We start from the raw sequence: 25920 nt of genomic DNA on the forward strand, positions 1-25920 counted from the left end.
GAGCAGGCTGGTCTCGATACGGCGTGCTCGCTGCGCTCACTCGCCTACTCGACCAACCTCGGGAGACCGGGCACAGCGTGACTCCCTCTCTCCGTGCTCGGTGGCTTTCGGAGTCTGAGGCCGGCACTACCATTGGTGGCATGGCCATCAGCAGGCCCGCGGAGAGCGGAGCAGAAGTCGTCACGAAGGCACCCCGGGCCCGGATGACCGGGGCTCAGCGTCGACTGCAGCTCATCGAGGTGGCGCGGGGGCTGTTCGCCGAACGTGGCTTCGAGGGAACGTCGATCGAGGAGATCGCGCAGCGTGCCGGTGTGTCGAAGCCCATCGTCTACGAGCATTTCGGCGGCAAGGAAGGTCTCTACGCCGTCGTCGTCGACCGCGAGATGGAGACCCTGCTGGAAATGGTCACGTCCTCGCTCACGAAGAATCGGTCGCTGTACCGGATTCAGCAGGTCGCGCTGGCGTTGCTGACCTACATGGAGGAGCGGACCGACGGGTTCCGCATCCTGGTCCGAGGAGAGTCGACCAGCGGGGGCGAGGACACTCGCTATTCGAGCCTGCTGAACGACGCGATCAGCCAGGTGGAACACATTCTCGCCGGGGACTTCGAGCGGCGCGGATTCGATCCCGCGCTGGCGCCTCTCTACGCGCAGGCGCTGGTGGGCATGGTCTCAGTGACCGCACAGTGGTGGCTCGACGTCCGGCAGCCGGAGAAGGAGGTGGTGGCCGCGCATCTGGTGAATCTGTGCTGGAACGGCCTCACGCGGCTCGATCCCGAACCGATGCTCGTCGACGCGGAGTACAAAGAGCCGACGCAGCCTACCGTGCACCCGGCGCTCGCCGACTCGGCTGCGTCGAACGACGACGATAAGTGACTGCTCCGGCAGTCCAGAGAACGGTCACCAGAACGGCGGTCGAGATCACCTGACCGCGAACCGACGGGGTCACGATTGCCAGCACCGTGATAGCGACCAGAGCTATCAGCGTGAGCCACGACAGGTACGGATACCCCCACATCTTCAGCGGCAGCGGCGTTCCGTCGCGCTCGGCGCGTCTGCGCAGCACGATCTGGGCGCAGGTGATCGCGAGCCACGTGACGAGCAGCGTCGAGCCGACCACCGATAGGAGACGGTCGAGAACCTGGTCGCCCCAGAAGTAGGTCGCGGGCACTGCGAGGAAGCCGAACACGGTGCTGGCGAGCAGCGCGGGGACGGGAACCGCACGGGAGGAGACCCGCCGCGCCGACCGTGGCGCCATCCGTCGCACCGACAGGGAGAACAGCATCCGCGACGCGCCGTAGAGGTTGACGTTCATCGACGACAGCAGCGCGACGACGATGATGGCGCCCATCGTGGCGGCGACCGCCGGAAGGCCGGTCTGCTCGAGCACGCCGACGAACGGCGATTCGCGGATGCGCGGATCGTCTGCCGGTAGGACGAGCATGATCACCGCCACCGATCCCACGTAGAAGACCAGGATGCGCCAGACGATGGTCCGGATGGCTTTCGTGACGCTCGGACCGGGATCGTCGGTCTCCGCGGCGGCGACGGCGATGATCTCGATTCCGCCGAAGGCGAACGCGATCACCAGAAGTGCGGCCGTGACACCGCCGATGCCGTGCGGGAGGAAGTCGCCGGCGTTGGCGAGTCCAGGAGACGGCTCGGACATCCAGCCGAAGAGGTAGGCCGCTCCGATCACCAGGAAAAGCACGATGAACGTCACCTTGATCAACGACAGCCAGAACTCCAGCTCGCCGAAGTTCGACACTCCGGTCAGATTGAGCACGCTGAATACGGTCATGAAGACCAGCGCCCACGCCCAGACGGGCAGCAGACCGACGAGTGCGTTGAGTCCTTCCGCCGCCGCGAGCGACTCGGCTGCGACCACGATCGTCATCTGGACCCACCACAGCCAGCCCATCATGAAGCCGGCTCCGGGTCCGAGAGCTTTGCCGACGTAGTAGGAGAACGCGCCGGGATTCGGATCGGCCGCCGCGAGTTCGCCCAGCATCCGCATCACCGAGACGATGATGACGCCGACGATGGCGTACGAGACGAGTGCCGCGGGTCCGGCGAGCGCGATGCCTTCTCCGGACCCGACGAACAGTCCCGCGCCGATGGCGGATCCGAGGCTCATCATCACGAGGTGGCGTGGCTTCAGCCCCGTCTTGAGGCGGTCGGCTCCGTGGTCCTCGACGTCCTCCTCGCGGACCTCGATAGGTTCTGACTCGTTATCGCCCACCAGTCGAGCGTAGTTGCCCGGCGGTGCGGCAAGATCAGCACATGCTGACCGTTCGCCCGGCGACGCCCGACGACTGCGAGGCCGTTGCCGACATCTACCGGTATTACGTCGAGAACTCCACTGCGACGTTCGACCTCGAGGCGCCCTCCGTCGCGCAGTGGCGGACCAGACTCGAGACGACTGTTGCCGCGGGACGCCCGTTCCTCGTGGCCGGCGCACCCGGCGAGGTGGTCGGTTACGCCTATCTCGGCGTGTATCGGGGAAAGGCGGGCTGGAGTTGGACCGCCGAGGACAGCATCTACCTTCGGCCCGAGGCGGCGGGCCGGGGTACGGGCAAGCACCTGCTGCGCGCGTTGATCAACGCGGCGGACCCGGCGGTGACGCGCACCATCATGGCCGTGGTCTCCGAGGACGTTCCGGAGTCGATCGCGCTGCACACGAAGGTCGGTTTCGTCGAAGTGGGTCGCACACCCGGTGTCGGGCGCAAGTTCGACCGCTGGATCGGCTGCGTCTACCTGCAGTACACGATCGGGCCATAGACCGCCCGAAGGCCCAGTACGGTCTACTCGCGGTGCTTCGGGCCGAAACGCTCGGGTCGCCACCCGCCCCGGGTCCGGCTCAGGCGGTAGTCGATGCGGTCGTCGACATAATCGCGCAGGGCCGGCTCGTCCGGCATCGTGCTGAAGACCTCGCCCGCGATGTGCGACGTCGCGGCCTCCAACCGCTGCGCCTGAGCGGCCCGCCGCAGTTTGTCGTGCTCGAATCGCAGACCCCGCACGGTCGCAAAGCACATCATCGCGAGGATCACGCTGAACGGCAGGGCGGTGGCCAGCGACGCGGCCTGCAGCGACCGCAGTCCGCCGGCGAGCAGGAGAGCGATCGCGACGACGCCCTCGAGCGACGCCCAGAGCACGCGGGACCACACCGGCGGATTGGGGTGGCCGCCCGAGGCGAGCATGTCGACGACCAGTGAGCCGGAATCGGAGGAGGTGATGAAGAAGACGGCCACCAGGACGATCCCGAGGATCGAGAAGACCGTGCCGAGCGGCATGTCCGACAGCACGTGGAACAGCGATCCCTCGGGCGAGACCTTGCCGTCCTCCACCAGGTCACCCTCGCCGAAGAACTGCCGGTGCAGGCCCGTACCACCGAGCACCGAGAACCAGACGAATCCGACCAGAGTCGGCACGATCAGGCATCCGGCGATGAACTCGCGCACTGTCCGCCCGCGCGAGATCCGGGCGATGAACACGCCGACGAAAGGCGCCCAGGCGATCCACCAGCCCCAATAGAAGATCGTCCAGTCGCTGAGCCAGTCCTGTGCCTCCTGGCCCTGGAAGGCTCCGACGTCGAGCGTCATGTTGAACAGGTTGGCGAAGTAGACGCCGATCGACTGCACGAAGTTGCGCAGAAGAAAGAGGGTGGGACCGATCAGCAGCATCGCGATCACCAGCAGTCCGGCGATCGACAGGTTGATGTTCGACAACCACTTGATTCCGGTGCCCAGACCGCTCACCACCGACAGGGTCGCCAGGAAGGTGATGGCGACGATGAGGATCACCAGGAGGGTGTTGTCGACGGAGTCGATGACGCCGATCGACTGCATGCCCGCCGAGATCTGCTGCACGCCGAGCCCCAGCGACGTGGCGACGCCGAAGACCGTGCCGAAGATGGCGAGAATGTCGATGAGGTCGCCTGCCCAGCCCTTCACCCGATCGCCGAGCAGCGGTTCGAGCGCCCACCGGATCGACACCGGTCGCCCGCGGCGGTGGATCGCGTATGCCAGCGCGAGCCCGATCACCGCGTACACCGCCCACGGGTGCAGACCCCAGTGAATGAATGTCTGGGCCATCGCCAGACCGGCGATGTCCTCCTGGCTGCCGCTCCAGCCGGGTTTCGGTTGCACGGTCGCATATGTGAGTGGCTCACCGACGCCGTAGAAGACCAGTCCGATGCCCATTCCGGCGGCGAACAGCATGCAGAACCAGCTCACCCTGCCGAACTCGGGAGCCTCATCGGGTCTGCCCAGCCGGATGCGGCCGAGCCTGGAGAAGCACAGCGCGACCGCGAACACCACGAAACACGCGATGATCAGCATGTAGTACCAGCCCAGGTTCGAGACGATCCAGTTCTGGACATCGGTGAAGACTTCGCTCGTCTGGTCGGGGAACGCGACGGCGAGAGCGCTCACCGCGACGATCACGATCAGTGCCGGCCAGAACACCGCCGGAGCGATTCCACCGCGGCCGAGCCGGACTCCCTGGCGCTTGAGCTTCTCGGTGATCTCCTCATCGGTGTCGTTCTCGCCGACGTGCCAGTGGTGGGGCACCGGTGCAACGCCCGGAGATACGGATGTCGCCTCTTTTGTGTACGGGTCGATCAATACTGCGCCGTCCAAGAGCACGGCGTCTGTGTCCGTCCCGTGCTCTGTGTCCGTCCCCCGTGGTTCGCTGTCAGCATTCTCCCGTTCGTCAGACATGCACTCCACGATCGGTGGCGAACGGCGATGATTCAAACCGAGGCGGCGATCGCCGAGGTCAGGCAGCGTGTCCGACAGTCGGGTCGACGACGGTCCGGTCGACGAGCGCGTCGACGACGAGCAGTCGCGCGCAAGAGCCGCGAAGGGCGGCCGACTCGGCCGGTACGACCTCCGGTAGTACCCTTGACGACGTGCTGATTCGCCCGACGCCGACCGGTGCGCAGGTCCCCGCGACCGCGCACGGGTTCCTGGCATCGGTGGTCTCGCTCATCCTGGGTGTCGCGGCCCACTCGATCGGCGGTGGGCACCTTCCCACGACGGCGCAGTCCGCGGTGCTCCTCGGCCTGGCGCTCGGGGTCGGACTGGTCCGCGCCGCTCAGGTGCGATCGGTGGAGCGAGCACGGGCTCGCGGCCGGATCGGCATCTCTGCGACCGGCGCGTTGGTCGCGCTGTCCGCGGGCCAGGCGACCGCTCACGGAGTGCTGTCGCTGATGGCAGGGCACGCGGGACACGGAGCAGGCGTGACGCCGGGGCCGTTGATGCTGTTCTGGCACGCACTCGCCGTCCCCGCCGCGGCTGCCGTGCTCTTCGTCGCCGAGCAACTGAGCCGGGCGTACGGCAACAGCGTGTCCCATGTCTGGCGGTTGGTGAGCACGCGGGTGTGTCTCGACCCCGCTTTCGTCGTCATCCGCGCCGACCGGCACGCTGCCGCGCTCCGGCCCGCGCCGATGGTCGCCTCCGCCGCGGTCCGCGGTCCTCCTTCGCTGGTCTGAACCCCATCCGACACCACCCCGGCGGTCTCATCCGATCGCGGGGTATCAGACTCTGCACGAAAGAGACATCACTCATGGCGATAAGCCGTACCCTCATCCGTTCGCTCGGCCTCACCGCCGCAGCTCTGCTGTCCTTCGTCGTCGTGGCCTGCGGCAGCGACGACTCCTCCGCACCGGCCTCCGATTCGATCACCATCTCCGACCAATGGGTCAAGGCCGCCGAATCGGGAATGACCGCCGCCTTCGGGACCATCGCCAACTCGTCCGACCACGACATCCGCATCGTGTCGGCGCACACCGACCTCGCCCGCACCACCGAGATGCACGAAGTGGTCGACAACGGCTCCGGCGGCACCACGATGCGCCAGAAGGACGGCGGCTTCCTCGTCCCGGCGAAGTCGTCGATCACGCTGTCGCCGGGCGCTGAGCACTTCATGCTCATGGATGTCACCAGGCCCATCACGACCGGACAGAACGTCGCGTTCACGATCCGTTTCGAGGACGGCTCCACCAAGACCTTCGACGCTCTCGCCCGAGACTTCGACGGCAATCAGGAGAATTACGCGCCCGGCGGGGACGCTGACCACCCGGACATGGACCACGGCACGGCCGGGCACGACATGCAGCAGTCCGAGTCGGCGCACGCCGACTCGCATCAGTGACTGAGCAGCGGACTGGTCGCGTCTCGCGCCGTACCCTCCTCGCCGGCGGAGCGGGCCTGGCGGGCATCGGCATCGGGGCGGCCGCGGTGGGCGTCGGGCGAGAGTTCTCCTCGCCTGACCCCGCCGCGGGTTCCGGCCTGACGCCGTTCTACGGCACGCATCAGTCCGGCATCGTGACCCCGGCTCAGTCGCACGCTCAATTCGTCGGCCTGGATCTCGTCGACCCGACCGACGTCGACACTTTCGCGGGGGTCCTTCGCCTGTGGACGCAGGACGCGTCGAGGCTCACCCGTGCCGAGCCGAGCCTGTCCGACACCGAGCCCGAACTCGCGGTGCTGCCGTGCAACCTGACGGTCACCGTCGGTCTCGGTGACCGGGTGTTCCGGGCGCCGGCTCTCGCGCCTCTGCGGCCGTCATGGCTCGCGCCGCTCCCGCCCTTCTCGATCGACCGGCTGGATCCGCGGTGGGGACAGACTGATCTGCTTCTGCAGATCGGCGCCGACGACCCCGTGGCCCTCGCACATGCGACGCGCATGCTGACCTCGTCGGTCCGCCGCAGTGTGCGGGTCCGGTGGGTGCAGCGGGGGTTTCGCAACAGTCCGGGAATGGCGCCGGGCACGATGCGCAACCTGTTCGGACAGGTGGACGGCACCGTCCAGCCGAGCCCCGACGACTACGGCTCCCTTCTCTGGGACGACGGGCGCGAACAGCCCTGGATGGCCGGCGGGACGAGCCTGGTGTTGCGGCGCATCGCGATGCACATGGACACCTGGGAGGCGCTTGATCGCCGGGGGCGTGAGCTCTCCACAGGTCGCACCCTCGACAACGGCGCACCGCTGACCGGGCGCTACGAGTCCGACGATCCTGATTTCGAAGCCTCACGCGGCGGCATCCCGGTGATCCCGCCGTCGTCGCACATCGCGCGGGCGCATCGTCGGGCGCCGGACGAGCAGTTCATCCGTCGCGGGTTCAATTACGACGACCCGCCCGAGGCGGGCTCGGCGGACACGTCCAACAGCGGGCTGATCTTCGCCGCGTATCAGCGGGATCCGGTCAAGCAGTACATTCCGGTTCAGCGGCGCCTGGACGAACACGACGACCTGAATGAGTGGACGACGCCCATCGGCTCCTCGGTGTACGCGATTCTGCCCGGCGCCGCTCCTTCGCGCCCGCTCGGCGCATCGCTGCTCGCGGCCGCCGGTCGGTCGGGGTGAGGGAGGGGGGAGCAGTGCCCTCCCCAGGCTCGTCGAGAGGGCCCGGCGCGCAGTGCCCTCCCCCGGCTCGTCGAGTAGCCTCGGCGCGCGGTGCCCTCCCCAGGTTCGTCGAGTAGCCTCGGCGCGCAGCGCCGCGGCGTATCGAGACCGTGTCAGGCCGGCCCGCGCGGTCTCGATGCGCCTCGTCGCTCCGCTCCTCGACTTACTCGACGAGCCTGGGGGACCGACAAGCCTGGGGGACCGACAAGCCTGCGGGACCGACAAGCCTGCGGGACCGACCAGCCTGAGCACCGAACCAGCCTGGGACCGACGAGCCGCGGTGGTCTTCTACACTTGACACAGTGTCGACCCCCTCTGCGCCGCGTCCCTCCCTGTCCGGGCTGACCTCCTTCGCGTTTCGTGATGCGGCCTTCGGTTTGCTGCGGGAACGAGTGGGCGAGACTCGCCTCGACATCACGGCACCGGACGCCGCCCGGCCGCTGGTGGTTGCGCAACTGGCCGAGATCTCCGAGAACCCCGTCCTCGTCGTGACCGCCAACGGTCGGGAGGCCGACGACCTCACGACCGAACTGTCGGAACTGCTGCGGTCGGGGCCCAACGGGACGTCGGTCGTCGCTCAATTCCCGTCGTGGGAGACGCTGCCGCACGAGCGGCTCTCGCCCAGCGCCGACACGGTCGGTGCCCGGCTCGCGGTGCTCAGTCGACTGGCCGACCCGGCGGTGTCCCCGTTGCACGTCGTGGTCGCGACCGTCCGTTCCCTTGTGCAGCCGATGGCTCCCGGGCTCGGAGCGATGCGCGCGGTCACGCTCACCGAAGGCACGGAGGCGGAGTTCGACGGTCTGATCGAGAAGCTCGTCGAGATGGCCTACGAGCGCGTCGACATGGTCGGTGCCCGCGGCGAGTTCGCGGTGCGCGGCGGCATCCTCGACATCTTCCCGACCACCGCCGACTACCCGGTGCGAGTGGAGTTCTGGGGCGACGAGGTGACCGACATCCGCGCGTTCTCCGTCGCCGACCAGCGGACGCAGCCGGAGATCGACACGTCGGTGGTCCAGATTCATCCGTGCCGAGAACTGGTGCTGACCGCGGAGGTCCGGGACCGGGCCGCCGAACTCGCGTCGACAGTCGAGGACGAGTCGCTGCGCGAGATTCTGACCAAACTGTCGGAGGGCATTCCCGTCGAGGGAATGGAAGCGCTGATCCCGGCACTCGTCGACGGCCGGATGCAGATGCTCACCGAGGTGATGCCCGACGGCACTCGGGTACTGGTCCTCGATCCGGAGAAGGTGCGCACCCGTGCCGTCGATCTGGCGAGGACCGGCGAGGAGTTCTTGGAGGCGTCGTGGAACGCCGCGGCGCTGGGGGCAGCGGCGCCCGTGGCCGCGGGCGAACCCTCCATCGACCTGTCGGCGAGTGCCTACCGCAGCGTCGGTGACGTCGAACGTGCGACCGTGGAGGCGGGCAAACCGTGGTGGACGATGAGTCCGCTCTCGGCGGGATCGGGCGAGGAGCTCGAACTCGATCTGCAGCCCGGGCCGGCGCCGCACGGCGACCCCGCCGAGCTCGACGAGTTCATGACGTCGTTGCGCGCTCAGGTCGCCTCGGGCGGTCGTGCGGCGTTGATCGCCGCCGGCCGGGGCACTGCGATGCGATTCGTCGACCGTCTCGGTGAGGCCGAGGTCCCGGCCCGGCTCGTGGAGCCGGGCGATGAGTTGCCGGCCGACGCGGTCGGCGTCTTCCACGGCACGCTGCGGCGCGGACTGGTCTGCCCGTCGGCGCGTCTGGTGATCGCCACCGAGGCGGACGTCACCGGCGCTCGCGTCGTCGGTGTGAAGGACGGGCGGCGACTGCCGGCCAAGCGGCGCAATCAGGTCGACCCGCTGGCGTTGAGCGCCGGTGACCTGGTGGTGCACGACCAACACGGCATCGGCAAGTTCGTCGAGATGATCGAACGCACGGTCTCCGGTGCCCGGCGCGAGTACCTCGTGATCGAGTACGCGCCCGGCAAGCGGGGACAGCCGGGCGACCGCCTGTACGTTCCGATGGACGCGCTCGACCAGTTGTCGCGCTACGTCGGCGGCGAGCAGCCGGGGCTCAGCAAGCTCGGCGGTTCCGACTGGGCCAATACCAAGCGCAAGGCGCGCAAGGCGGTCCGGGAGATCGCGGGCGAACTGGTGCAGCTGTACGCCGCGCGGCATGCGGCACCGGGTTTCGCGTTCAGCCCCGACACCCCGTGGCAGCGGGAGATGGAGGACGCCTTCGACTACACCGAGACCGTCGACCAGATGACGGTGATCGGCGAGGTCAAGGCCGATATGGAGAAGCCGGTCCCGATGGACCGGGTGGTGGTCGGCGACGTCGGTTACGGCAAGACCGAGATCGCAGTCCGCGCCGCGTTCAAGGCCGTTCAGGACGGGAAGCAGGTCGCGGTCCTGGTACCGACGACGATTCTCGCCGGGCAGCACCTGCAGACCTTCACCGAGCGAATGGCGGGCTTCCCGGTCGCCGTGCGCGGGTTGTCGCGGTTCACCGATCCGGCCGAGTCGAAGGAGATCATCGCGCAGATGGCCTCCGGTGAGGTCGACGTCGTCATCGGCACGCATCGGCTGCTGCAGACCGGCGTCCGATGGAAAGACCTCGGTCTGGTGATCGTGGACGAGGAGCAGCGCTTCGGTGTGGAGCACAAGGAGCACATCAAAGCGCTGCGCACCCACGTGGACGTGCTCACCATGTCGGCGACACCGATCCCGCGCACCCTCGAGATGTCGATGGCGGGTATCCGCGAGATGTCGACCATCCTCACTCCGCCCGAGGAACGGCACCCGGTCCTGACGTATGTCGGCGCATACTCCGACAAGCAGGTCGCGGCGGCCATCCGGCGCGAGCTGCTGCGCGACGGTCAGGTGTTCTACGTGCACAATCGCGTCTCGACCATCGACAAGACCGCCAAGCATCTCGCGAACATGATTCCCGAGGCCCGGGTGGTGGTCGCGCACGGGCAGATGGGCGAGGAGCAACTGGAACGAACCGTCCAGGGCTTCTGGGACCGCGAGTACGACGTCCTCGTGTGCACCACGATCATCGAGACCGGGCTCGACATCTCGAACGCCAACACCCTGATCGTCGACCGTGCGGAGAACTTCGGGCTCTCGCAGCTGCACCAGCTGCGCGGGCGCGTCGGGCGAAGCCGGGAGCGCGGATACGCGTACCTGCTGTACAGCCCGGACAAGCCGCTGACCGAGACGGCCTACGACCGGCTCGCGACCATCGCCCAGAACAACGAACTCGGTGCCGGCATGGCGGTGGCGCTCAAGGATCTCGAGCTGCGCGGTGCCGGCAACGTCCTCGGTGCCGAGCAGTCCGGGCACGTCGCGGGTGTCGGCTTCGACCTCTACGTGCGGTTGGTCGGCGAAGCGGTCGAGGCGTACCGAGCCGCGGCCGACGGCAAGGCAGTGGCGACCGAGGAGAACGTCGAGGTGCGCATCGACCTGCCGGTGGACGCGCATATCCCCGTCGAGTACGTGGAGGCGGACCGGCTCAGGCTGGAGGCATACCGCAAGCTGGCGTCGGCCACCAGTGACGATGACGTCGACGAGGTGATGAGCGAACTGACCGACCGCTACGGTGAGCCGCCCGTCGAGACGCAGCGTCTCGCTGCGATCGCGCGTCTGCGGCTCCGGTGCCGCGAACGCGGTGTCGCGGAGGTCGGTCTGGCCGGTCAATCCATCCGGATCTCACCGATGCTTCTGCTCGACAGCCAGCAGGTCCGGCTCGCGCGCATGTACTCGTCGGCGAGCTACCGTGCCGCGACCCACATGGTGACACTGCCGATCCCGCGTACCGGCGGCGTCGGTTCCCCCCGACTCCGGGACACAGAGCTCGTCGACTACCTGGTCACGTTCCTTCAGACGATCGCGCCGCTGGAGTCGTAGCGTCGTAGCGTCCGGTCGATGTCAGACCCCTCCGATAGTCTCGAATGTGAGTTCGATGAAGGGGGCGGCATGAGTAGTCGAATCGACAGTTTTCAGGGTTCGACGGTCCGGATCGACGACGATGCGATCGTCATCCGGATCGGAATCCCGGACGGCGCGAAGGGCGATCGAGCCGCGCTGTTGCGATTCGCCGCTCGATCGGACTGCTATCAGGGCGCGGTGATGTGGCACCGCTACGCCGCCGTGTACCGCCTGTATCAGGCGAAAAGGGCTGAGTTGGAGGCCGATTCGGCGGTGGACGCGTACTCGCGGCTCTACGACCCGCAATGCCAGACGGCCGCGGCCTACGCGGTCGCAGCAGGAGTACGGCCGCACACCGCTGAGATGTTCGTCGATCGCGCGATCGCGTGCGTGGAGCGGATCCCGGCGGTGGGCAGGCTGCTGCGCGACGGTCGGATCACGGTCGCGTGGTTCACGCGGGCCGTCGAGCAGACGGCCCTCGTGGACGACCTGGAGCTCCTGGAGTTCATCGACGCGGAGATCGCGCACCGTCTCTCCGAGGCGGGCGGGCTATCGGCCGCCCGCGTCGAGTCGATCGTCTCCGCGGTGGTCGCCGAGTACGATCCCGATGCGGTGACCATGACGCGCGAGCAGATCGCAGCAGGAAAGAACGTGGTCGTGTCCCCGGTGTCCGACGGCATGTCGGAGATGGTCATCACCGGTTCGTCCGAGGATGCGATGATCGCGCTCGGAACCATCGACGCCCTCGCCGACGGCGTCTGTCCCTTCGATCCCCGCACGAAGCAGGCCCGTCGGTCCGATGCCGCGACCGCGCTGCTGCATCGCGCCGAGTTCACCTGCCGATGCGATCGCGACGACTGCGCTTCGGCCCTGTCGCCGGAGCAGGTCGAATCGCGGCGCGGTCAGATCGTGGTTCACGTCGTGGTCCGCAAAGACGCCCTCGACGGGGCGTCGGAGACTCCGGCGTACGAAGACGGGGTCGGTCCGATCTCGGCCAGGCGTGCGCGTGAACTCATGGCTCGGCCCGACGCGGTCGTTCGAGAACTCGACATCGACAAGGTCATCGCCGACTGCGCCGCCCATGCGGATCGATACCGGCCGTCCGCCGCTGTAGCCACCGCGGTGCGTGCCCTGTTCGGCACGTGCACCTGGCCGGGCTGCGATCGTCCCGCGTGGAAATCCGATCTCGATCACGTCGTTGAGTTCGATCACGTGGACCCCGCCGCGGGCGGCCCGACCTGCTTGTGCAATCTGAACCCGAAATGCCGCTTCCATCACGGTCTGAAGACCTTCGGCAGCGGGTGGGTCGACGACCAGGTCGTCGATGCGGCCGGTGTTCTCTGGTCGGAGGTGACGACCCCGGACGGAGTCTCGGTGCGTCAGCAGGCGCTGAACCTCTGGTTGCTGCCGGAGCTGGGCCGCTTCCAGTGCCGTCACGGCGTGTCGATCGGTCAGTCGCGCGAACCGCCACGACACGCCGAGGGGGAGCCCGAGAGGGCACGGACCCGCACCCAGGCCAAACATCGCTATCGGATGCAGCGGCGCGCGGCTAACCGCCGACGCCGAGAGGCGATGCTGGTTGGCGACGGCGAACCGCCGTTCTGAGGGTGATAGCGCGCGTCGGCTATGCCGTCAGCAACCGATCGCCGGTCGGCTGACCGTCGGCTGCGAGGGCGGCACGGATGACGGCGACCTCAGAGGCGGTCGCCTCGAGCAGTGGCGCGCGTACGGCGGCATGGGAGATGACGCCGATCTCGCGGAGCGCGGCCTTCGCGGTCACCACACCCGGTGCTGTGCGCATCAGTGCGATCGTCAGGGGGAGGACGGCGTCATTGATCGCGCGGGCCCGCGGCAGATCGCCCGCATCGATCGCCGTGATGAGGTCCCTGTTGCGGTCTGCGCCGACCACTCCCATCACGCTGACCAGACCCGAGGCTCCGGCCGCCAGGTACGGCAGGTTCAGCTCGTCGATGCCGCAGTAGTACGCCATCCCGGTCTCGGCCATCACCGACATCACCTCGAACAGATCCCCCTTCGCATCCTTCACCGCGGCGATGCGCGGGTGGTGCGAGAGTTCGACGAGCGTCTCCCGGGTGAGAGCGAGGCCGGCGCGGCCGGGGATGTCGTAGAGCATCACCGGGAGTTCGGTGGCGTCGGCGATCGCCACCGTGTGAGCGATCACGCCGGCCTGAGACGGCTTCGAGTAGTAGGGCGTCACGACCAGCAGAGCGTCGGCACCTGCCGCGGCGACTGCTCTGGCGGTCTGGACGCTCTTTGCCGTGTGATTGGTGCCCACGCCGACGACGAGGCGGGTCGCCGAACCCGCCGCGGCGCGGACCAGTTCCAGTACGCGAAGCAATTCCACGAGTTCGAGGGTCGGAGCCTCGCCGGTGGTGCCGGCCACCACGATCCCGTCGCAGCCGGAGTCGACGAGATGCTTCGCCACCGCGCCGATGCCGACCTCGTCGAGCGAGCCGTCGGGGTTCATCGGCGTCGGCATGGCGACGAGGTTCGATCCGAAGATCGCGCGCGCGGGATGCGAGGTCGAAGTCATGTATTCATCGTCGCCACGGAAAACGTTCACCACAAGCGAGGAGTTATCGTGAGTAATCGTTAGGAGTACTTCATGATCGATGTCGGAGCATTGAGAGCTCTGCGGGCCGTCGCCGATTTGGGGACGATGGCGCGGGCCGCCGACGAGCTCGGGTTCACGCCCTCGGCCATCTCTCAGCAGATCAAGAGACTCGAGTCGCAGGTCGGGGTGCGTCTGGTGGCGCCGGCCGGGCGCCGGGTGGTGCTGACTCCGGCCGCGCATGCGCTCGTCGAGACCGCGCCTGAAGTGCTGAACGCGCTTGAGAAGTCGGTGGCGGCGGCACGGTCGGTGGACGCCGGTTCGCCGCGCGGTGTGGTGAGGATCGCAGCGTTCTCGACCGGTGTCCGCGGCATCGTCGCGCCCGCATTGAAGCGTGTGCGACGCCTCCATCCGGAGGTGCGAGTCGAGGTGACGGAACTCGATCCGGTGCCCGCCGTGTACGCGGTCGAGTCGGGCAACGCCGATCTCGCGATGGTTCACGACGCCGACGGCGTGACGGTCGCGGTGCCGGCGGGGCTGGAGCGGTCGCATCTGCACACCGACATCGGCGACCTCGCGGTGCCGTTGGGGCATCCGCTGGCTGAGGCCGACCGGCCGATCCGGCGGGCCGAGCTCCGCGACTGCGGATGGGTGACCAGTCCCGTCGGCACGGTCTGTCATCGGTGGTTCGAGCGGTTGTTCGCCGAGTCGGAGCAGCAGCCGGACGTGATCCACTCGGTGGACGACTTCGGCACGCAGATGGCGTTGGTCGAGGCGGGCGACGTGGTCGCGCTGATTCCGCGCCTCGCCCGGCCTCGCGTGCCGGAGGGGGTGGCGGTGCGCGAGTTGCAGAATGCGCCGCGGCGTGAGGTCCACACCGTGTGGAGGCACAGCGCGGAGGCCGACCCGGCATTGCGGGCAGTACTGACGGAGATCAGGGGCGTGCCGAGTGGGGACGGCAGTGAGGATGGCTCGGTGTCAGACCGCCATCCCGGCAGTAATGCGCGACACGATTCCTTCCCGCGCGTGTGACCGGAGCGAAGCCTTGTGACGCGTTAATGTCGAGGTTGACACTGATTTGCGAGGAGGAGCTTCCATGACCGTGGTCCTGCTCGACGCGTCGCGACCCGATCTCGTTCCTGCCGGTGCTGTGGCGCTGCTCGCGGAGACCGTGGCCGTCACCGAAGAGGTGCACCCGTCGCTGTTGTGGCAGTTGCCGTCGTACGAGCTCGTCGGTCTGGTCGAGGACGACGGTACCAAGACACTGGTGAGTTCTGATCGCGATCATCCGGCTGTCGTCGAGCGGTTGAAGTGGGGCGAGCCGGTCATTGAAGGCAGTAATCTCCCGGGCGGCAAGCTGCTGCGGGCTGTCGAGCTGATGGACCGGCTTCGTCGCATGGGCCCGTGGGAGCGGTTGCAGACGCACGACTCGCTGCGCAAGTACCTTCTCGAAGAGGTGTACGAGCTGCTCGACTCGATCGACCACGGTACATCCGAGGAACTCTGCTCTGAGCTCGGCGATCTCCTCCTGCAAGTGCTGTTCCACGCGCGCATCGCCGCTGATTCGGCGGTCGGGGCGTTCGACATCGACGACGTGGCGCAGAGCTTCATCGACAAAGTGTCGAATCGAACACCCGGTGTTCTGGGCGGTGAGCACGCCGATCTGCATCGTCAGATCAACGAGTGGGAGGCGGCGAAAGACGCCGAGCGCGAACGCGGCAGTGTGCTCGACGGCATCGTCACCACCCAGCCGGCGCTGGCCTTGGTGCAGAAGGTGTTCGAGCGTCTCGCCGGCGCAGGTTTCCCTGTCGCGGCCGTGAGCCCCTCGCTCTATCGAGTCGATATCCCCTTCCGCAAGCATGCCGTCGGCAGCGTCGAGGACGACCTCCGTCGTCGCGCGATGGCATTGATGAACCAGGTCCGTACCGCCGAGGGCGCCGCCGCCGAGGACGGTGTGGTGCCCCGGGACGACAACACGTGGCGCAAGTACCTGGGAATGACGTATGTCGAGGAATCGGCGGAGCCCGACGCGGACGCAGACTCCGGCGCGGACGTCGAGGAAGCCGGCATCGAGGACACCGCTGAAGACCCTGCTGACGAGGATTACGAGGAACTGGTCGTCGACGAAGACCCGATCGCCCGGAACAAGAAGGGCAAGACTCACAAGGTCAAGGATCTGAAGGTCCCGAAGGTCCCCGGCATGGTCGTGGTGGAGAAGTGGAGCGCCGAGGGGGAGTAGGCGACCCGTCGGCTGGTTGAGCCCTGCCCGCTGGTTGAGCCGCGAGGAGCGGAGCGACGAGCGTGTCGAAACCAGGCAACGACCTGCTCGAATGTCCGATGTCGCCTATAGCGTGGTGGCGTGGATCGTAGATGAGTTCGTGGAGGAGGTTCGTGTATGTCTGAACTTCCCGCGCGCAACCGGAGCATCGACCGCCCTGATGCCGGCGCGCCGGGGGACCAGGACGAATTGGTTGCTCGGCAGGGAGAGCCTAATCTTCACAGAATGATCGATCAGAAGGCTGGTTCGTTGCCTCCGGTGGACTCGCCGATGATCGTGGATCTGTTCGCCGGTCCGGGTGGGCTCGATGTGGCCGCGCACTGGCTCGATGTGCCCTCGATCGGTATCGAGTTCGACGAGAACGCGGTCGCGACGCGAGAAGCCGCCGGGCTGAGCTCAATCCTCGGCGACGTAACCCGTTGGCGGCCAGAGGATTTCACCGATTCTGTCAACGTGTTGACCGGTGGCCCTCCGTGTCAGACGTACACAGTTGCGGGAAACGGTCATGGTCGCCGCGCACTCACGCGTGTCGTCGCACTCGTAAACATGCTCGGGGCGGGAAAGACGGCTGAAGTCTCGGAGCAACTGCAGCGAATCGAAGCTGAGCCGGACTCGGACGCCCGCACCGGGCTAGTTCTTCAGCCATTGATCTGGGCGCTCGCAGCCCTGGAAGCCGGCCGACCGTACCAAGCAATCATGCTGGAGCAAGTCCCAGCGGTGAAGCCCGTGTGGGACGCGATGAAGGTCGTTCTCGAAAACAAGGGGTACGGCGTGGACGTGCGGATCCTCCGCGCGGAAGAGTACGGAGTTCCGCAGACTCGCAGGCGCGCTGTTCTCGCAGCCCGATGGAATGTGCACAGCAGTGAAGTGACGATGCCGGCTCCTACCCACCAGAGGTACGTGGGCACTGCGCTCGATGCAGAGCCGGCGCTTGATTTCTCAGCGGGTCGACCGCAGTGGATCAGCATGGCGCAAGCCCTTGGTTGGGATGAGCCGTTCACCGTCGTCTCCAATTACGGAACTGGAGGCGATCCGAAGAACCGGTGCAAGCGGCGGTACGACCGCCCAGCGTTCACTGTGACCGGAAAGGTCTCGCGGAACAGGGTTCTCATCGATGGAGCGAACGAAGTGCGCAGATTCGGGCCATCGGAGGCGGGCCGGTTGCAGACATTCCCAGGAGACTACCCCTGGGAAGGCCGTGATATCTCGCAGCAGATCGGAAACGCGATCCCCCCACGGCTCGGTGCACACGTGTTGGGTTGGTTGTTGGGGATCGACGTGAACCTCGACGATGACTTCTTCGAATGCAGAGCCGACACATGGGTCGGACCTGACGACGATCGCGCTCTCCAGATCCGGGCCACCATCGCCAGGACCGAGGTGTTCGGGGAATCGATCACGAAGGTCGTGAAGTGCCCGAAGCGAGTGAGACGATCTGAGGATGACGGAATCATGGGCGTCGTCGGAGGCAGTCCGACGATCGATGAAGTCGAATCGGAGCCGGGACACAGGGCCGGAGCTCCGGCTGAGGTCGGAGCTGCATCGTAGGGGGTTGCGCTACTTCGTCGACCGAGCGCCGATCAAAGGGGTTCGCAGGCGCGCCGACATCACCTTCCCGCGAAAGAAGATCGCAGTCTTCGTCGACGGCTGCTTCTGGCACGGTTGCCCTGAGCACTTCACTGTCGCCAAGACGAACGCCGAGTACTGGGCGGCCAAGGTGGAGGCGAATCAGACGCGGGATCGAGATACTGACCGCCTGCTGATCGATGCCGGATGGACAGTCCTGCGGGTGTGGGAGCACGAGGACGTCGAAGATGCAGCGGAACGTGTTGTGCGGGTCGTTCGGCCGCGAGGCGACCGGGACGAGTGATCCTCTGACACACGACGATTGGGCGCGTTCGTTATGTCGCGCTCGACCGAGGTGTCGGACTGAGTCGGTATAGTCGCGCACTGTGGTTTCGGGCACCGCGCTCGAGATCGGTGACTCCGCGCACGTGATTATCGATCCTCGTGGCCGTCGATGTCGTACCTCCCCGGCAGAACAGATCGGTGCGTCAGCGTGGTGCACTCGTACAGACAGGTGGTGAGCAGTGGACTTGGATTCGTCGCAGTCAGGGTCGCCGACGCGGAGCACGTGACGATGGTCGTAGCGGGTACTGCCGCGCACTCCGTCCGTACTGGTCGGGCCGGCTGATACTGCTTTGGAGGTTTCTCAGTACGCCGTGGTCGTGCGCCGCACCGGGCGGCGCATGCTGCACTCGAGCAGTCTCAAACGGGTTGGCGCAATCTGCTCGAACTACCGCTACCACTAGCAGCGACAAACTGGCAGGTGGCCCGAGGGGCTTCTGTTCGTTTGTCCGATGTCACCGGATTCCAATCGTGCTGAGCCCTGTGCGCGACATCCCACGCTCCCGTCGAAATGTCCGACCTCATCCGTATAGTCCAGATGTGCGGTCAGACAACCGTCACCGAGGCGTGGGCCGTCGGTGTGTCGACATCGGGAGGGAATCGTGGCACGGGATCTGGAGAAGCTGTATCGAGTCTTCGCGGACTGGGCAATGCTGCAGGGCGGTCCGAACGCTGCTGCGGAGACCTTCTTGAGCGGAGGCATGGCTGACGAAGAGACCGTTGACATTCTGGTAGCCCGGTTCAATTCGAATGTCGGTGCTGTGATGACGGGCGGACCTGTCATCAAGCCGAGGCATGAGGAGTCCTGGTACCAGGGGGCACTGGACTCCGATGCGTGTTGGGGTCAGTTCCGCCAGAAGCTGGAGGACAAAGGGCGTGCCGCGCTGATTCCGTCGCTGAACTCGGCGTCTGACACGATCGTTCGCCTCACTCCGAATCCCTCGGGCGAGCGCAAGTCTGCGCGTGGCCTGGTCGTCGGCTTCGTTCAGAGCGGTAAAACGACCAATTTCACTGCCGTCGCGGCGAAGCTTGCGGATCGCCGCTACCGGATGGTGATCGTTCTCGCCGGGATCCACAACGCACTCCGTCAGCAGACTCAGTTGCGATTGGACGACGACCTGGTCAGCGGCATTCCCGGTCGCTGGTTCTCGATCACCGGGAAACACAGTGATTTCGACCTGACGAAGATCGGCGACGACTCCAATAAGGGGCCTGCGAAACACGATGCGGTCACGTATTTAACGGCTGAAGGCAAGACTTCGCTCCTCGTTGTGAAGAAGAACGCGGTGATCCTCCGAAAGCTGAAGAAATGGCTCGAGAAGCCGACGGCGCAGAAGGCGCTGAAGACGGCCCAGGTGCTGGTCATAGACGATGAGGCAGACCAGGCCTCAGTGGAGTCGGGGACCATCAACCCGTTGATACGGGACATTCTCGCTCTCCTTCCCCGCGGTGCCTACATCGGTTATACGGCGACGCCGTTTGCGAATGTGTTCATCGATCCCACCGACGCGTCTGACCTCTATCCGCGTGACTTCATCTACCCGCTGCCGAAGCCCGAAGGCTACTTCGGACCCGAAATGCTGTTCGGACGTGATGTACCTGGCCTCGAGGACGAGAACATCGACGGATACGACATGATCCGCACGATTCCTGACGAGGATGAGTTCAAGCTTCGTCCGATCTCGAAGAAGGACGTCGACGGATTCACTCCGACGGTGACAGCCGAGCTTCGGGCCGCGATCCGTTGGTTCGTGATGGCGACTGCGGCGCGGCGCCGACGTCAGGACTTCGGCGACAGTTCCATGCTGATTCATACTTCGTTCCAGACACAGGTCCACGACGAGTACAAGCCGGTGATTAAGAAGGAACTGGATTCGCTGAAGTGGTCGGTCGAGCACTCACAACAAGAGGTGATCGAAGAGCTTCGCCATCAATGGATCGACGAGACTTCCCGGGTGCCTGCGGAGGATTGGGAGCGGGAGGCGGTGCCCTTCAATGCTGTTCTCGAGCGGGTGGCATCAGTCGTCGGCGAGACGCGCGTGATCGTCGATAACTACCGGAGTGAGGATCGTCTGCACTACGAGGACGGACAGACGAACACCGTCATCGCGATCGGTGGCAACACCTTGTCGCGAGGTATCACACTGGAAGGCCTCGTATCGAGCGTGTTCATTCGGCCAACGAATACATACGACACGTTGTTGCAGATGGGGCGCTGGTTCGGTTTCCGTACGGGATACGAGGAACTACCGCGGATCTGGATGACGAAGGGGTTGCAGCACGCGTTCCGTCATCTGGCGCTGGTCGAGCACGAGATGCGCCAGGACATGGAAGTCTACGAACTGCAAGGTGTGACGCCGTCCGAGGCGGCCGTCAAGATCAGAACGCATCCGACCTTGCGAGTAACCGCGAAGATGGGCGCCGCTAAACCGCAGCGGATCTCGTACGCCGGCGCTCGATTGCAGACTCGGTTCTTTCTGCGTAACGACGAAGACTGGCTGTCGACGAACTGGGCGGCCGCGGACCAACTGCTATCGCAGGCTCAGCGACGTGTGCGTGCAGTCGATCTCCACAACGGCGGCAAGCTGTTCAAGGGCGTCAGCGTGAGCATCGTGCGCAACTTCCTCGAGTCGTTCCAGATCCTGCCGGATCAATCGGACATGGACACCGGAATGATCCTGCGGTACATCGATCAGCAGAATGCACTCGACGATGCGCAGCTCACGTCGTGGAACGTCGCTCTGATGTCGGGTACCGGTAGTGCGTGTTCGATCGGCGGCATCGAACTGACCTCTGTCGTTCGTGCTCCCTACCGCGACGGAGGCGCGCTCGCCGACATCAAGACCCTCATGAGCAAGGAAGACCTCGTCGTCGACATCGAAGACATCTCGGCGGCAACTGCCAGAGACAGGACGGAGGCTCAACTCAAACTCGAGCGTATGGCCCGCCACGAGACGAGTTCGCGGGGGCTCTTGGTCCTGTACCCGATCGATCAGAACAGCGAGCCGGCGTCCGAACGCAGCAAGCAGGTTCGCGAGAAGATGAATGCTGCAGGTCCGCTCGTCGGGCTGGCACTTGTATTTCCGAAGACCACTTATTCGAAAAGTGAGAGAGATTCTGTGCAGTCGACGCACATCGCGGTTGAACTTCCGGATCATGCAGAGGAGATCGACACGCATGATGAGATGCACGGAGAGGACGTATGACAGAGATGGCGGCGCAGTATCTCGACGAGACCTGGCGGGAGATCGCGGAGGCGGGCGACGAGTTCGGTGCAGGGTGGAGGTCGAAGAGCCTTCCCGTTCGAGCAGGTGCTCGGACGCTCGTCCTTGCGGTTGACCGAAACGGCGAGCACCACCTACTGGTACCGAAGGGATCTGGCGATCTTCCGACAAACCCTCATAGTCCGCTGGCAGTGTCGGTCCGTGAGTTCCATTTCGACAACGCTCGAGGTGAGTCCGTCGACGGCAGCTATCTGGACATCCACTGTCAGGTCGAATCATTGAACGGGCAGTTCGACAAGGTTGTACTCGACGTTGTCGAGGCTATCCACGAGTCGAAGGACCCAGCAGCTGCGGCGGCTGCCGCGGTGGCCGCGTGGCGACGCCTATTCGCGAAGCTCGCAGACCTGCGTGCCTTGACCTACCAACAACGAGTGGCGGTGTTCGGTGAGCTGTCGGTTCTGCAGGAGGTTGTGGAGAACGCACCGGGATTTCAGCCGGAATGGTGGACCGGACCACATCAGGATCCGCATGATTTCGAGCTGCCGTCGGTATCGATCGAGGTCAAGTCCATCGGCGAGGACTCTGCGACGGTCACCGTTCACGGGTTCGAGCAACTCGAACGTGTGAACGGCAAGCCGTTGCTTCTGGTGGTGCGGAAAGTTGTCGAGCGGCCGTCCGGAAAGACTGTGGCAGAACTGCTGAGCGAGATATTCGCAGTCGCCGGCAGTACGTCGGAGCTCCGTGAACGTGCCGCGTCGATCGGAGTGTTCGACACCGATCCGGACCCGACTCGGTTCGAAGTCGTGGAGACGCGCACGGCGGAAGTGGGTGAGGGTTTCCCTCGTATAGCCTTCTCGGACTTGACTCCGGCCGCCCAGAGCGCGGTCTGCGGAGTCGGTTACGACCTCGATCTGGCGGTGCTCCGTGCATCGATGTCGGTTGGCGCGGTGAGCGAGATCGTGAGGGCAGGGGATGAGTGATCCGACAGTCAGATGGTGGTCGCAGCCTTTCCCGCCCGAGGGAGGGGGCACTGCGGAAGGCATCAAGAAAGCGCTCGGCCGGCCGAGCCTCCCGGAGTTCGCAGTCCTCGTCCGCGAGGCGGCACAGAATAGCTGGGACGCTCGTATCGGGAACCGGATCTCCTTTAGGATCACGCTTCGACGTTTGGGAACCCATGCTGTCGCATGGCGTGAGCTCATCGGATCGACAAGTGATTCCAGGGAGGACCGAGGTCGACTGGCCCGGTTGGACTCGAATTCCTGGGTGTTGACGGTCTCAGATAGGGGGACGAGTGGGCTCGGGGGACCGCTACGTTCAGATGAGATCCCTCGGCCTGGACAGGATTCGGACTTCGTGCAGTTCATCCGAAACTTCGGTGAGCCGCGGGATACGCCGCTCGGTGGCGGGACGTACGGGTTCGGCAAGGGCATCTTCTATCGAGTCAGCAGGGCTGGCGCGATCGTCGTTGACACGCTGAACAATGAGGATGACGGTCTGAGTCGTCGCCTCATGGGTGCGGCACTGGGCGGCACCGAAACAGACAGCGAGGGCCGGAGACTCACTGGTCGCCACTGGTGGGGCGAGATCCACGACGAGATTCCCGATCCGGTCATCGGCGAACGAGCCGCGACCATCGCGGATCGGCTAGGACTGCCGGGCTTCGCTGATGAACGAACCGGGACGGACGTCACCGTGGTGCTTCCGAATCTGGAACTCGACGACGTCGCTGGCGACCACCGCGTACTCGCCGATCGCCTTCGAGCTCACCTGTACTGGTACCTCTGGCCCAAGATGGCTCATCGCCCAGATGGTGCAGGTATCGACTTCTCGATCGATCTGGACGGCGTAGAGCTGGACTTTCCACCGTTGGCAGATCTTCCAGTATTCTCCGACTTTGAGAGTTCGCTACAAGGTGTGTGGGCGAATGACGGAACCGCTTTCACCATGACGACCCACCAACGGAAGTTCGGCTTCCTGGGTCATTTGTCGATCGAATCGACAATGCCGAGCATGTTCTCTGGGCCGCAGCCGGTGTGGGAGAGTCTGCAGCCGACAGCTCCGATCGAAGCGCCGTACCGGCATGTGGCACGGATGAGACAGACGGAACTCATCGTCGACTACTTCGCGGGTGAGCCGATGCCGAATACTGCGATCGGTTACGTTGGTGCGTTTGTCACGACGGAGTCGGTAGACGAGTTCTTCGCACAGGCCGAACCCCCGACGCACGACGCTTGGGAGACAGCCGCGCTGGTCGGGGCTGCCAAAGGGATCGTGCAGCGTTCGCGTACGTGGCTGGCGGACCAATGCCAGACTCAGGTCGCCGCGAAAAGTGGCACCACGTCGAAAGCAGTGCAGGGGCTGGGACGGCTGTCGACGTCGTTGGGAGCCATCGTCGCGAACGCGACGGGTACACGTCCGACAGGCAGAGCGAGACCTCTCGTCGGTGCGAAGTCTAAGAAGAGCGGCTCCGGCAAGATGCCGAAGTCCTTTGAGGTCGTCGAAACCTCTCGAGTCGTCGTCGATGGGGACACACCGTACATCGAGACCTCAGTCGATGTCGTCGCGGACATCGAGACGCTGGTACTGGCTGCGGAGGCATCGGTGATCCTCGCTACGGGCAGAAGGGAGAACCCTTACGATGCGCCGGCCGGTGCCGAAAGCGTCGAAGTCCTGTATTGGTATTTCGACGGCGACCCGACCGATCGCGTCGACGGGCCAGTGTTGCGTACCAACAGGACTGGCCGGTGGACCGCGCGCGCACGATTCCTCGACAACGTGGCGGTCCGACTCACAGTCGCGGAAGGGAATTGCTGATGGCGAAAGGGTTGAATCCGCCGTACCTGGTTCCAGAGCCCGAAGCGATCACCTTTCAGCCGTGGATGCTTGAGCAGAGTGGTGACACGAAACCGCTCGGAGGTTCGGTCGACGACTGGGTGACGGGAACGGACCTGAGGATCTCTCGAGGGGTGACGATCGAACTGGATTCGGTTCGTGCTCAATGCAATCTTCCAGGCGATGCGTCCTTGGGCCTCGTTGTGAGCTGGATGAGTGACAGCTCGAAGATCCGCAGACGCGTGTTCTCAACAGTGCTGGACGCGTCTCGTAAAGAGATCGCAGTGTCACTTTCGGGCGCTGAAGTCGGCGGAACCGTGAGGATCACGACGGCGGTCGTCCTCGCCGCTGACGTCGCCGAGTCCGCACCCGGAGCGCCCCACCGTCGTGGATCCGTCCTCGTCAGCGATGTCGTAACGGTTGTCCTCGAAGGCGAGGGCTCGATGTTTCCTATGGCAGTGGTGGACTTCGACATGCTCCCCTACGACCGGAGGGCTTCGTGGCATGTCGAGATGTCCACAGCACTGGATGCCAATTTCAGTTCGAAGTTCCAGGTCTTCGTGAATGAGCAAGACAAGGCGTTGATCAAAGCGATCGAGTCGGACAAGCCGACTAAGCAGCAACAGTCGTTGCTCGATCAACTCAGCTCGGGGGTCATGGAGGCAGTGCTGGAGCTCGCCTACGCGATGAAGGCGCAAGGCGACCTGACAGTCGGTGGTTTCGAAGAGGGGACTGTAGGGAGCGTGTTGTCAGGACTAGTCGAGCAGACCGGAGATCTCGACGTCGGCGACATCACCGAACCCTCACAGATCGGGCGTCGTCGATCCCTGTTCCAGGGGCTGGCGCGCGGCTTGGCGGTCGGAAGGATGTTCTGATGCGAGACGCCCTGATCTGGCCGAGACTGGACCGTTCCAAGGCCGAAGCCCTGGTTCCGCTACTAGGCGACATCGAGGGACCGCCGAAAGACCTGACCACTGACAATTACGCGTTCAGCAGCATTGGACAACGTGCAGGCAAGCGAGAGATCGAAGCGTTGCGTGACGCGATGGTCAATGCGGCAACGAACTACGGGTTCAACGTCCGACACGGATACGACCAGGATCATGACCCCGGCGACGCCGCCCGAGCACAGTTCGACGCCGATGTATTCCGGTCCATCCCGATTCTGATGCCCATGAACTGGTCGGAAGCGGGTTCGCGGGAAGTCTGGTCCTGGTGTGCCCTGGCCCTGCTACCCGACGTTACCCATTGGCGCTGGAAGTGGTCCCGCCCCCAAGGGCGGTGGAATCCGGAGCGCTGGGTCGCGTCTGATTTCACGCGCCATACATGGGCTCGCCAGTGGTGGCGAGCCGTGCAACTGTCGAGCGCACCGACAGCGATCGATGAGCTCCTGGAGTCTGACTTCAACCAGCTGACGGAGCGGGCCAACACCATTGGTTCGAATCCGCAGCTCGTGTCGAAATTCGCTGAGCAGTACCTGGCTTTGATCCCGAATGTGTCAGTCGAACGTCGAGTGCTGATCCGAGACAGCACTCAACGACTGCTCCGTGAGATGGCATTCATCGACGACTCGCTCCTCGGAGAAGACGAGCTAGAGGCTTGGGTTTCTGACTTGTTGAGCGATTCGCTGAGGGAACTGGAAGCAGCGCGGTCGCCGTCACTTGGGCTGGATCGATCTTAGCCGCGAGTTTCAACACTGCGCACCTACCGCCCCATGACACCGCAAATGTCATACGCCGGTAAGCCCGCCTGGGCCGGTTGACACCCGTTCGATTATGCGGCGA

The 25920-nt window shown here is 65.3% G+C and carries 19 protein-coding genes; 16 read left to right on the forward strand and 3 right to left on the reverse strand.

Going from position 1 to position 25920, the window contains the following annotated elements:
- Positions 1-140: 140 nt before the first annotated feature.
- Positions 141-875 carry a TetR/AcrR family transcriptional regulator gene (locus P5P27_RS03720; RefSeq protein ID WP_006897595.1) on the forward strand — a complete coding sequence of 245 codons (735 nt, stop codon included), beginning with the start codon at positions 141-143 and terminating at the stop codon, positions 873-875.
- Here the strand turns inward: P5P27_RS03720 and P5P27_RS03725 are convergent.
- Positions 820-2241: an amino acid permease gene (locus P5P27_RS03725; protein ID WP_006897594.1), complete on the reverse strand. Its 1422-nt coding sequence runs from the start codon at positions 2239-2241 to the stop codon at positions 820-822. The genes P5P27_RS03720 and P5P27_RS03725 overlap by 56 nt on opposite strands.
- 41 nt (positions 2242-2282) lie before the next feature.
- Here P5P27_RS03725 and P5P27_RS03730 point away from each other — a divergent pair, with 41 nt between their 5' ends.
- On the forward strand, positions 2283-2780 hold the full coding sequence (locus tag P5P27_RS03730) for a GNAT family N-acetyltransferase (RefSeq protein ID WP_278126437.1): 498 nt from the start codon (positions 2283-2285) through the stop codon (positions 2778-2780).
- 23 nt (positions 2781-2803) lie between these two features.
- On the opposite strand, the gene P5P27_RS03735 is transcribed toward P5P27_RS03730, so the two are convergent.
- Positions 2804-4570, reverse strand: a complete 1767-nt coding sequence (locus tag P5P27_RS03735; protein ID WP_006897592.1) for a BCCT family transporter — start codon at positions 4568-4570, stop codon at positions 2804-2806.
- A gap of 341 nt (positions 4571-4911) precedes the next feature.
- Here P5P27_RS03735 and P5P27_RS03740 point away from each other — a divergent pair, with 341 nt between their 5' ends.
- The 5 genes from P5P27_RS03740 to P5P27_RS03760 all read left to right on the forward strand — a co-directional run bounded on the left by P5P27_RS03740 (position 4912) and on the right by P5P27_RS03760 (position 12927).
- A complete protein-coding gene (locus P5P27_RS03740; RefSeq protein ID WP_101841605.1) occupies positions 4912-5493 on the forward strand; it encodes a hypothetical protein in 582 nt (193 codons plus the stop codon).
- A 74-nt stretch (positions 5494-5567) separates the two neighbouring features.
- Positions 5568-6155: a copper chaperone PCu(A)C gene (locus P5P27_RS03745; RefSeq protein WP_278126439.1), complete on the forward strand. Its 588-nt coding sequence runs from the start codon at positions 5568-5570 to the stop codon at positions 6153-6155.
- On the forward strand, positions 6152-7369 hold the full coding sequence (locus P5P27_RS03750; protein ID WP_278126442.1) for a Dyp-type peroxidase: 1218 nt from the start codon (positions 6152-6154) through the stop codon (positions 7367-7369). The genes P5P27_RS03745 and P5P27_RS03750 overlap by 4 nt, the downstream gene beginning before the upstream one ends.
- Positions 7370-7710: 341 nt before the next feature.
- The gene (gene mfd, locus P5P27_RS03755; RefSeq protein ID WP_278126443.1) at positions 7711-11301 is read left to right on the forward strand and encodes a transcription-repair coupling factor; all 3591 of its coding nucleotides are present in this window, start codon (positions 7711-7713) and stop codon (positions 11299-11301) included.
- Positions 11302-11370: 69 nt separating this feature from the next.
- Positions 11371-12927, forward strand: coding sequence for an HNH endonuclease signature motif containing protein (locus P5P27_RS03760; protein WP_278126444.1), 1557 nt, complete (start codon positions 11371-11373; stop codon positions 12925-12927).
- Positions 12928-12946: 19 nt separating this feature from the next.
- Here P5P27_RS03760 and dapA read toward each other — a convergent pair whose 3' ends face one another.
- Complete coding sequence (gene dapA, locus P5P27_RS03765) at positions 12947-13876, reverse strand: 4-hydroxy-tetrahydrodipicolinate synthase (RefSeq protein WP_278126446.1); 930 nt, start codon at positions 13874-13876, stop codon at positions 12947-12949.
- Between the two features lie 72 nt (positions 13877-13948).
- Here dapA and P5P27_RS03770 point away from each other — a divergent pair, with 72 nt between their 5' ends.
- The 9 genes from P5P27_RS03770 (at position 13949) to P5P27_RS03810 (ending at position 25817) form a co-directional block, all read left to right on the forward strand.
- Positions 13949-14926 carry a LysR family transcriptional regulator gene (locus P5P27_RS03770; RefSeq protein WP_278126448.1) on the forward strand — a complete coding sequence of 326 codons (978 nt, stop codon included), beginning with the start codon at positions 13949-13951 and terminating at the stop codon, positions 14924-14926.
- Positions 14927-14990: 64 nt separating this feature from the next.
- A complete protein-coding gene (locus P5P27_RS03775) occupies positions 14991-16133 on the forward strand; it encodes a nucleoside triphosphate pyrophosphohydrolase (RefSeq protein ID WP_278126450.1) in 1143 nt (380 codons plus the stop codon).
- Positions 16134-16397: 264 nt separating this feature from the next.
- Positions 16398-17720 (forward strand): DNA cytosine methyltransferase, encoded by a 1323-nt coding sequence (locus P5P27_RS03780; protein ID WP_278126452.1) that lies wholly within the window; start codon positions 16398-16400, stop codon positions 17718-17720.
- Positions 17614-18042, forward strand: a complete 429-nt coding sequence (locus P5P27_RS03785; protein WP_278126453.1) for a very short patch repair endonuclease — start codon at positions 17614-17616, stop codon at positions 18040-18042. Before P5P27_RS03780 ends, P5P27_RS03785 begins: the two co-directional genes overlap by 107 nt.
- A 640-nt stretch (positions 18043-18682) precedes the next feature.
- On the forward strand, positions 18683-21286 hold the full coding sequence (locus P5P27_RS03790; protein WP_278126455.1) for a Z1 domain-containing protein: 2604 nt from the start codon (positions 18683-18685) through the stop codon (positions 21284-21286).
- Positions 21287-21291: 5 nt separating this feature from the next.
- On the forward strand, positions 21292-22284 hold the full coding sequence (locus tag P5P27_RS03795; protein ID WP_278127405.1) for a PD-(D/E)XK motif protein: 993 nt from the start codon (positions 21292-21294) through the stop codon (positions 22282-22284).
- A gap of 373 nt (positions 22285-22657) precedes the next feature.
- Positions 22658-24118, forward strand: coding sequence for a hypothetical protein (locus tag P5P27_RS03800; protein WP_278126457.1), 1461 nt, complete (start codon positions 22658-22660; stop codon positions 24116-24118).
- The gene (locus P5P27_RS03805) at positions 24118-25011 is read left to right on the forward strand and encodes a hypothetical protein (RefSeq protein WP_278126459.1); all 894 of its coding nucleotides are present in this window, start codon (positions 24118-24120) and stop codon (positions 25009-25011) included. Before P5P27_RS03800 ends, P5P27_RS03805 begins: the two co-directional genes overlap by 1 nt.
- Positions 25011-25817, forward strand: coding sequence for a DUF6339 family protein (locus P5P27_RS03810; RefSeq protein WP_260868612.1), 807 nt, complete (start codon positions 25011-25013; stop codon positions 25815-25817). Before P5P27_RS03805 ends, P5P27_RS03810 begins: the two co-directional genes overlap by 1 nt.
- Positions 25818-25920 lie beyond the last annotated feature (103 nt).

Origin of the sequence: Gordonia sihwensis (assembly GCF_029632925.1) — a bacterium.
Classification (GTDB): Bacteria; Actinomycetota; Actinomycetes; order Mycobacteriales; family Mycobacteriaceae; genus Gordonia; species Gordonia sihwensis.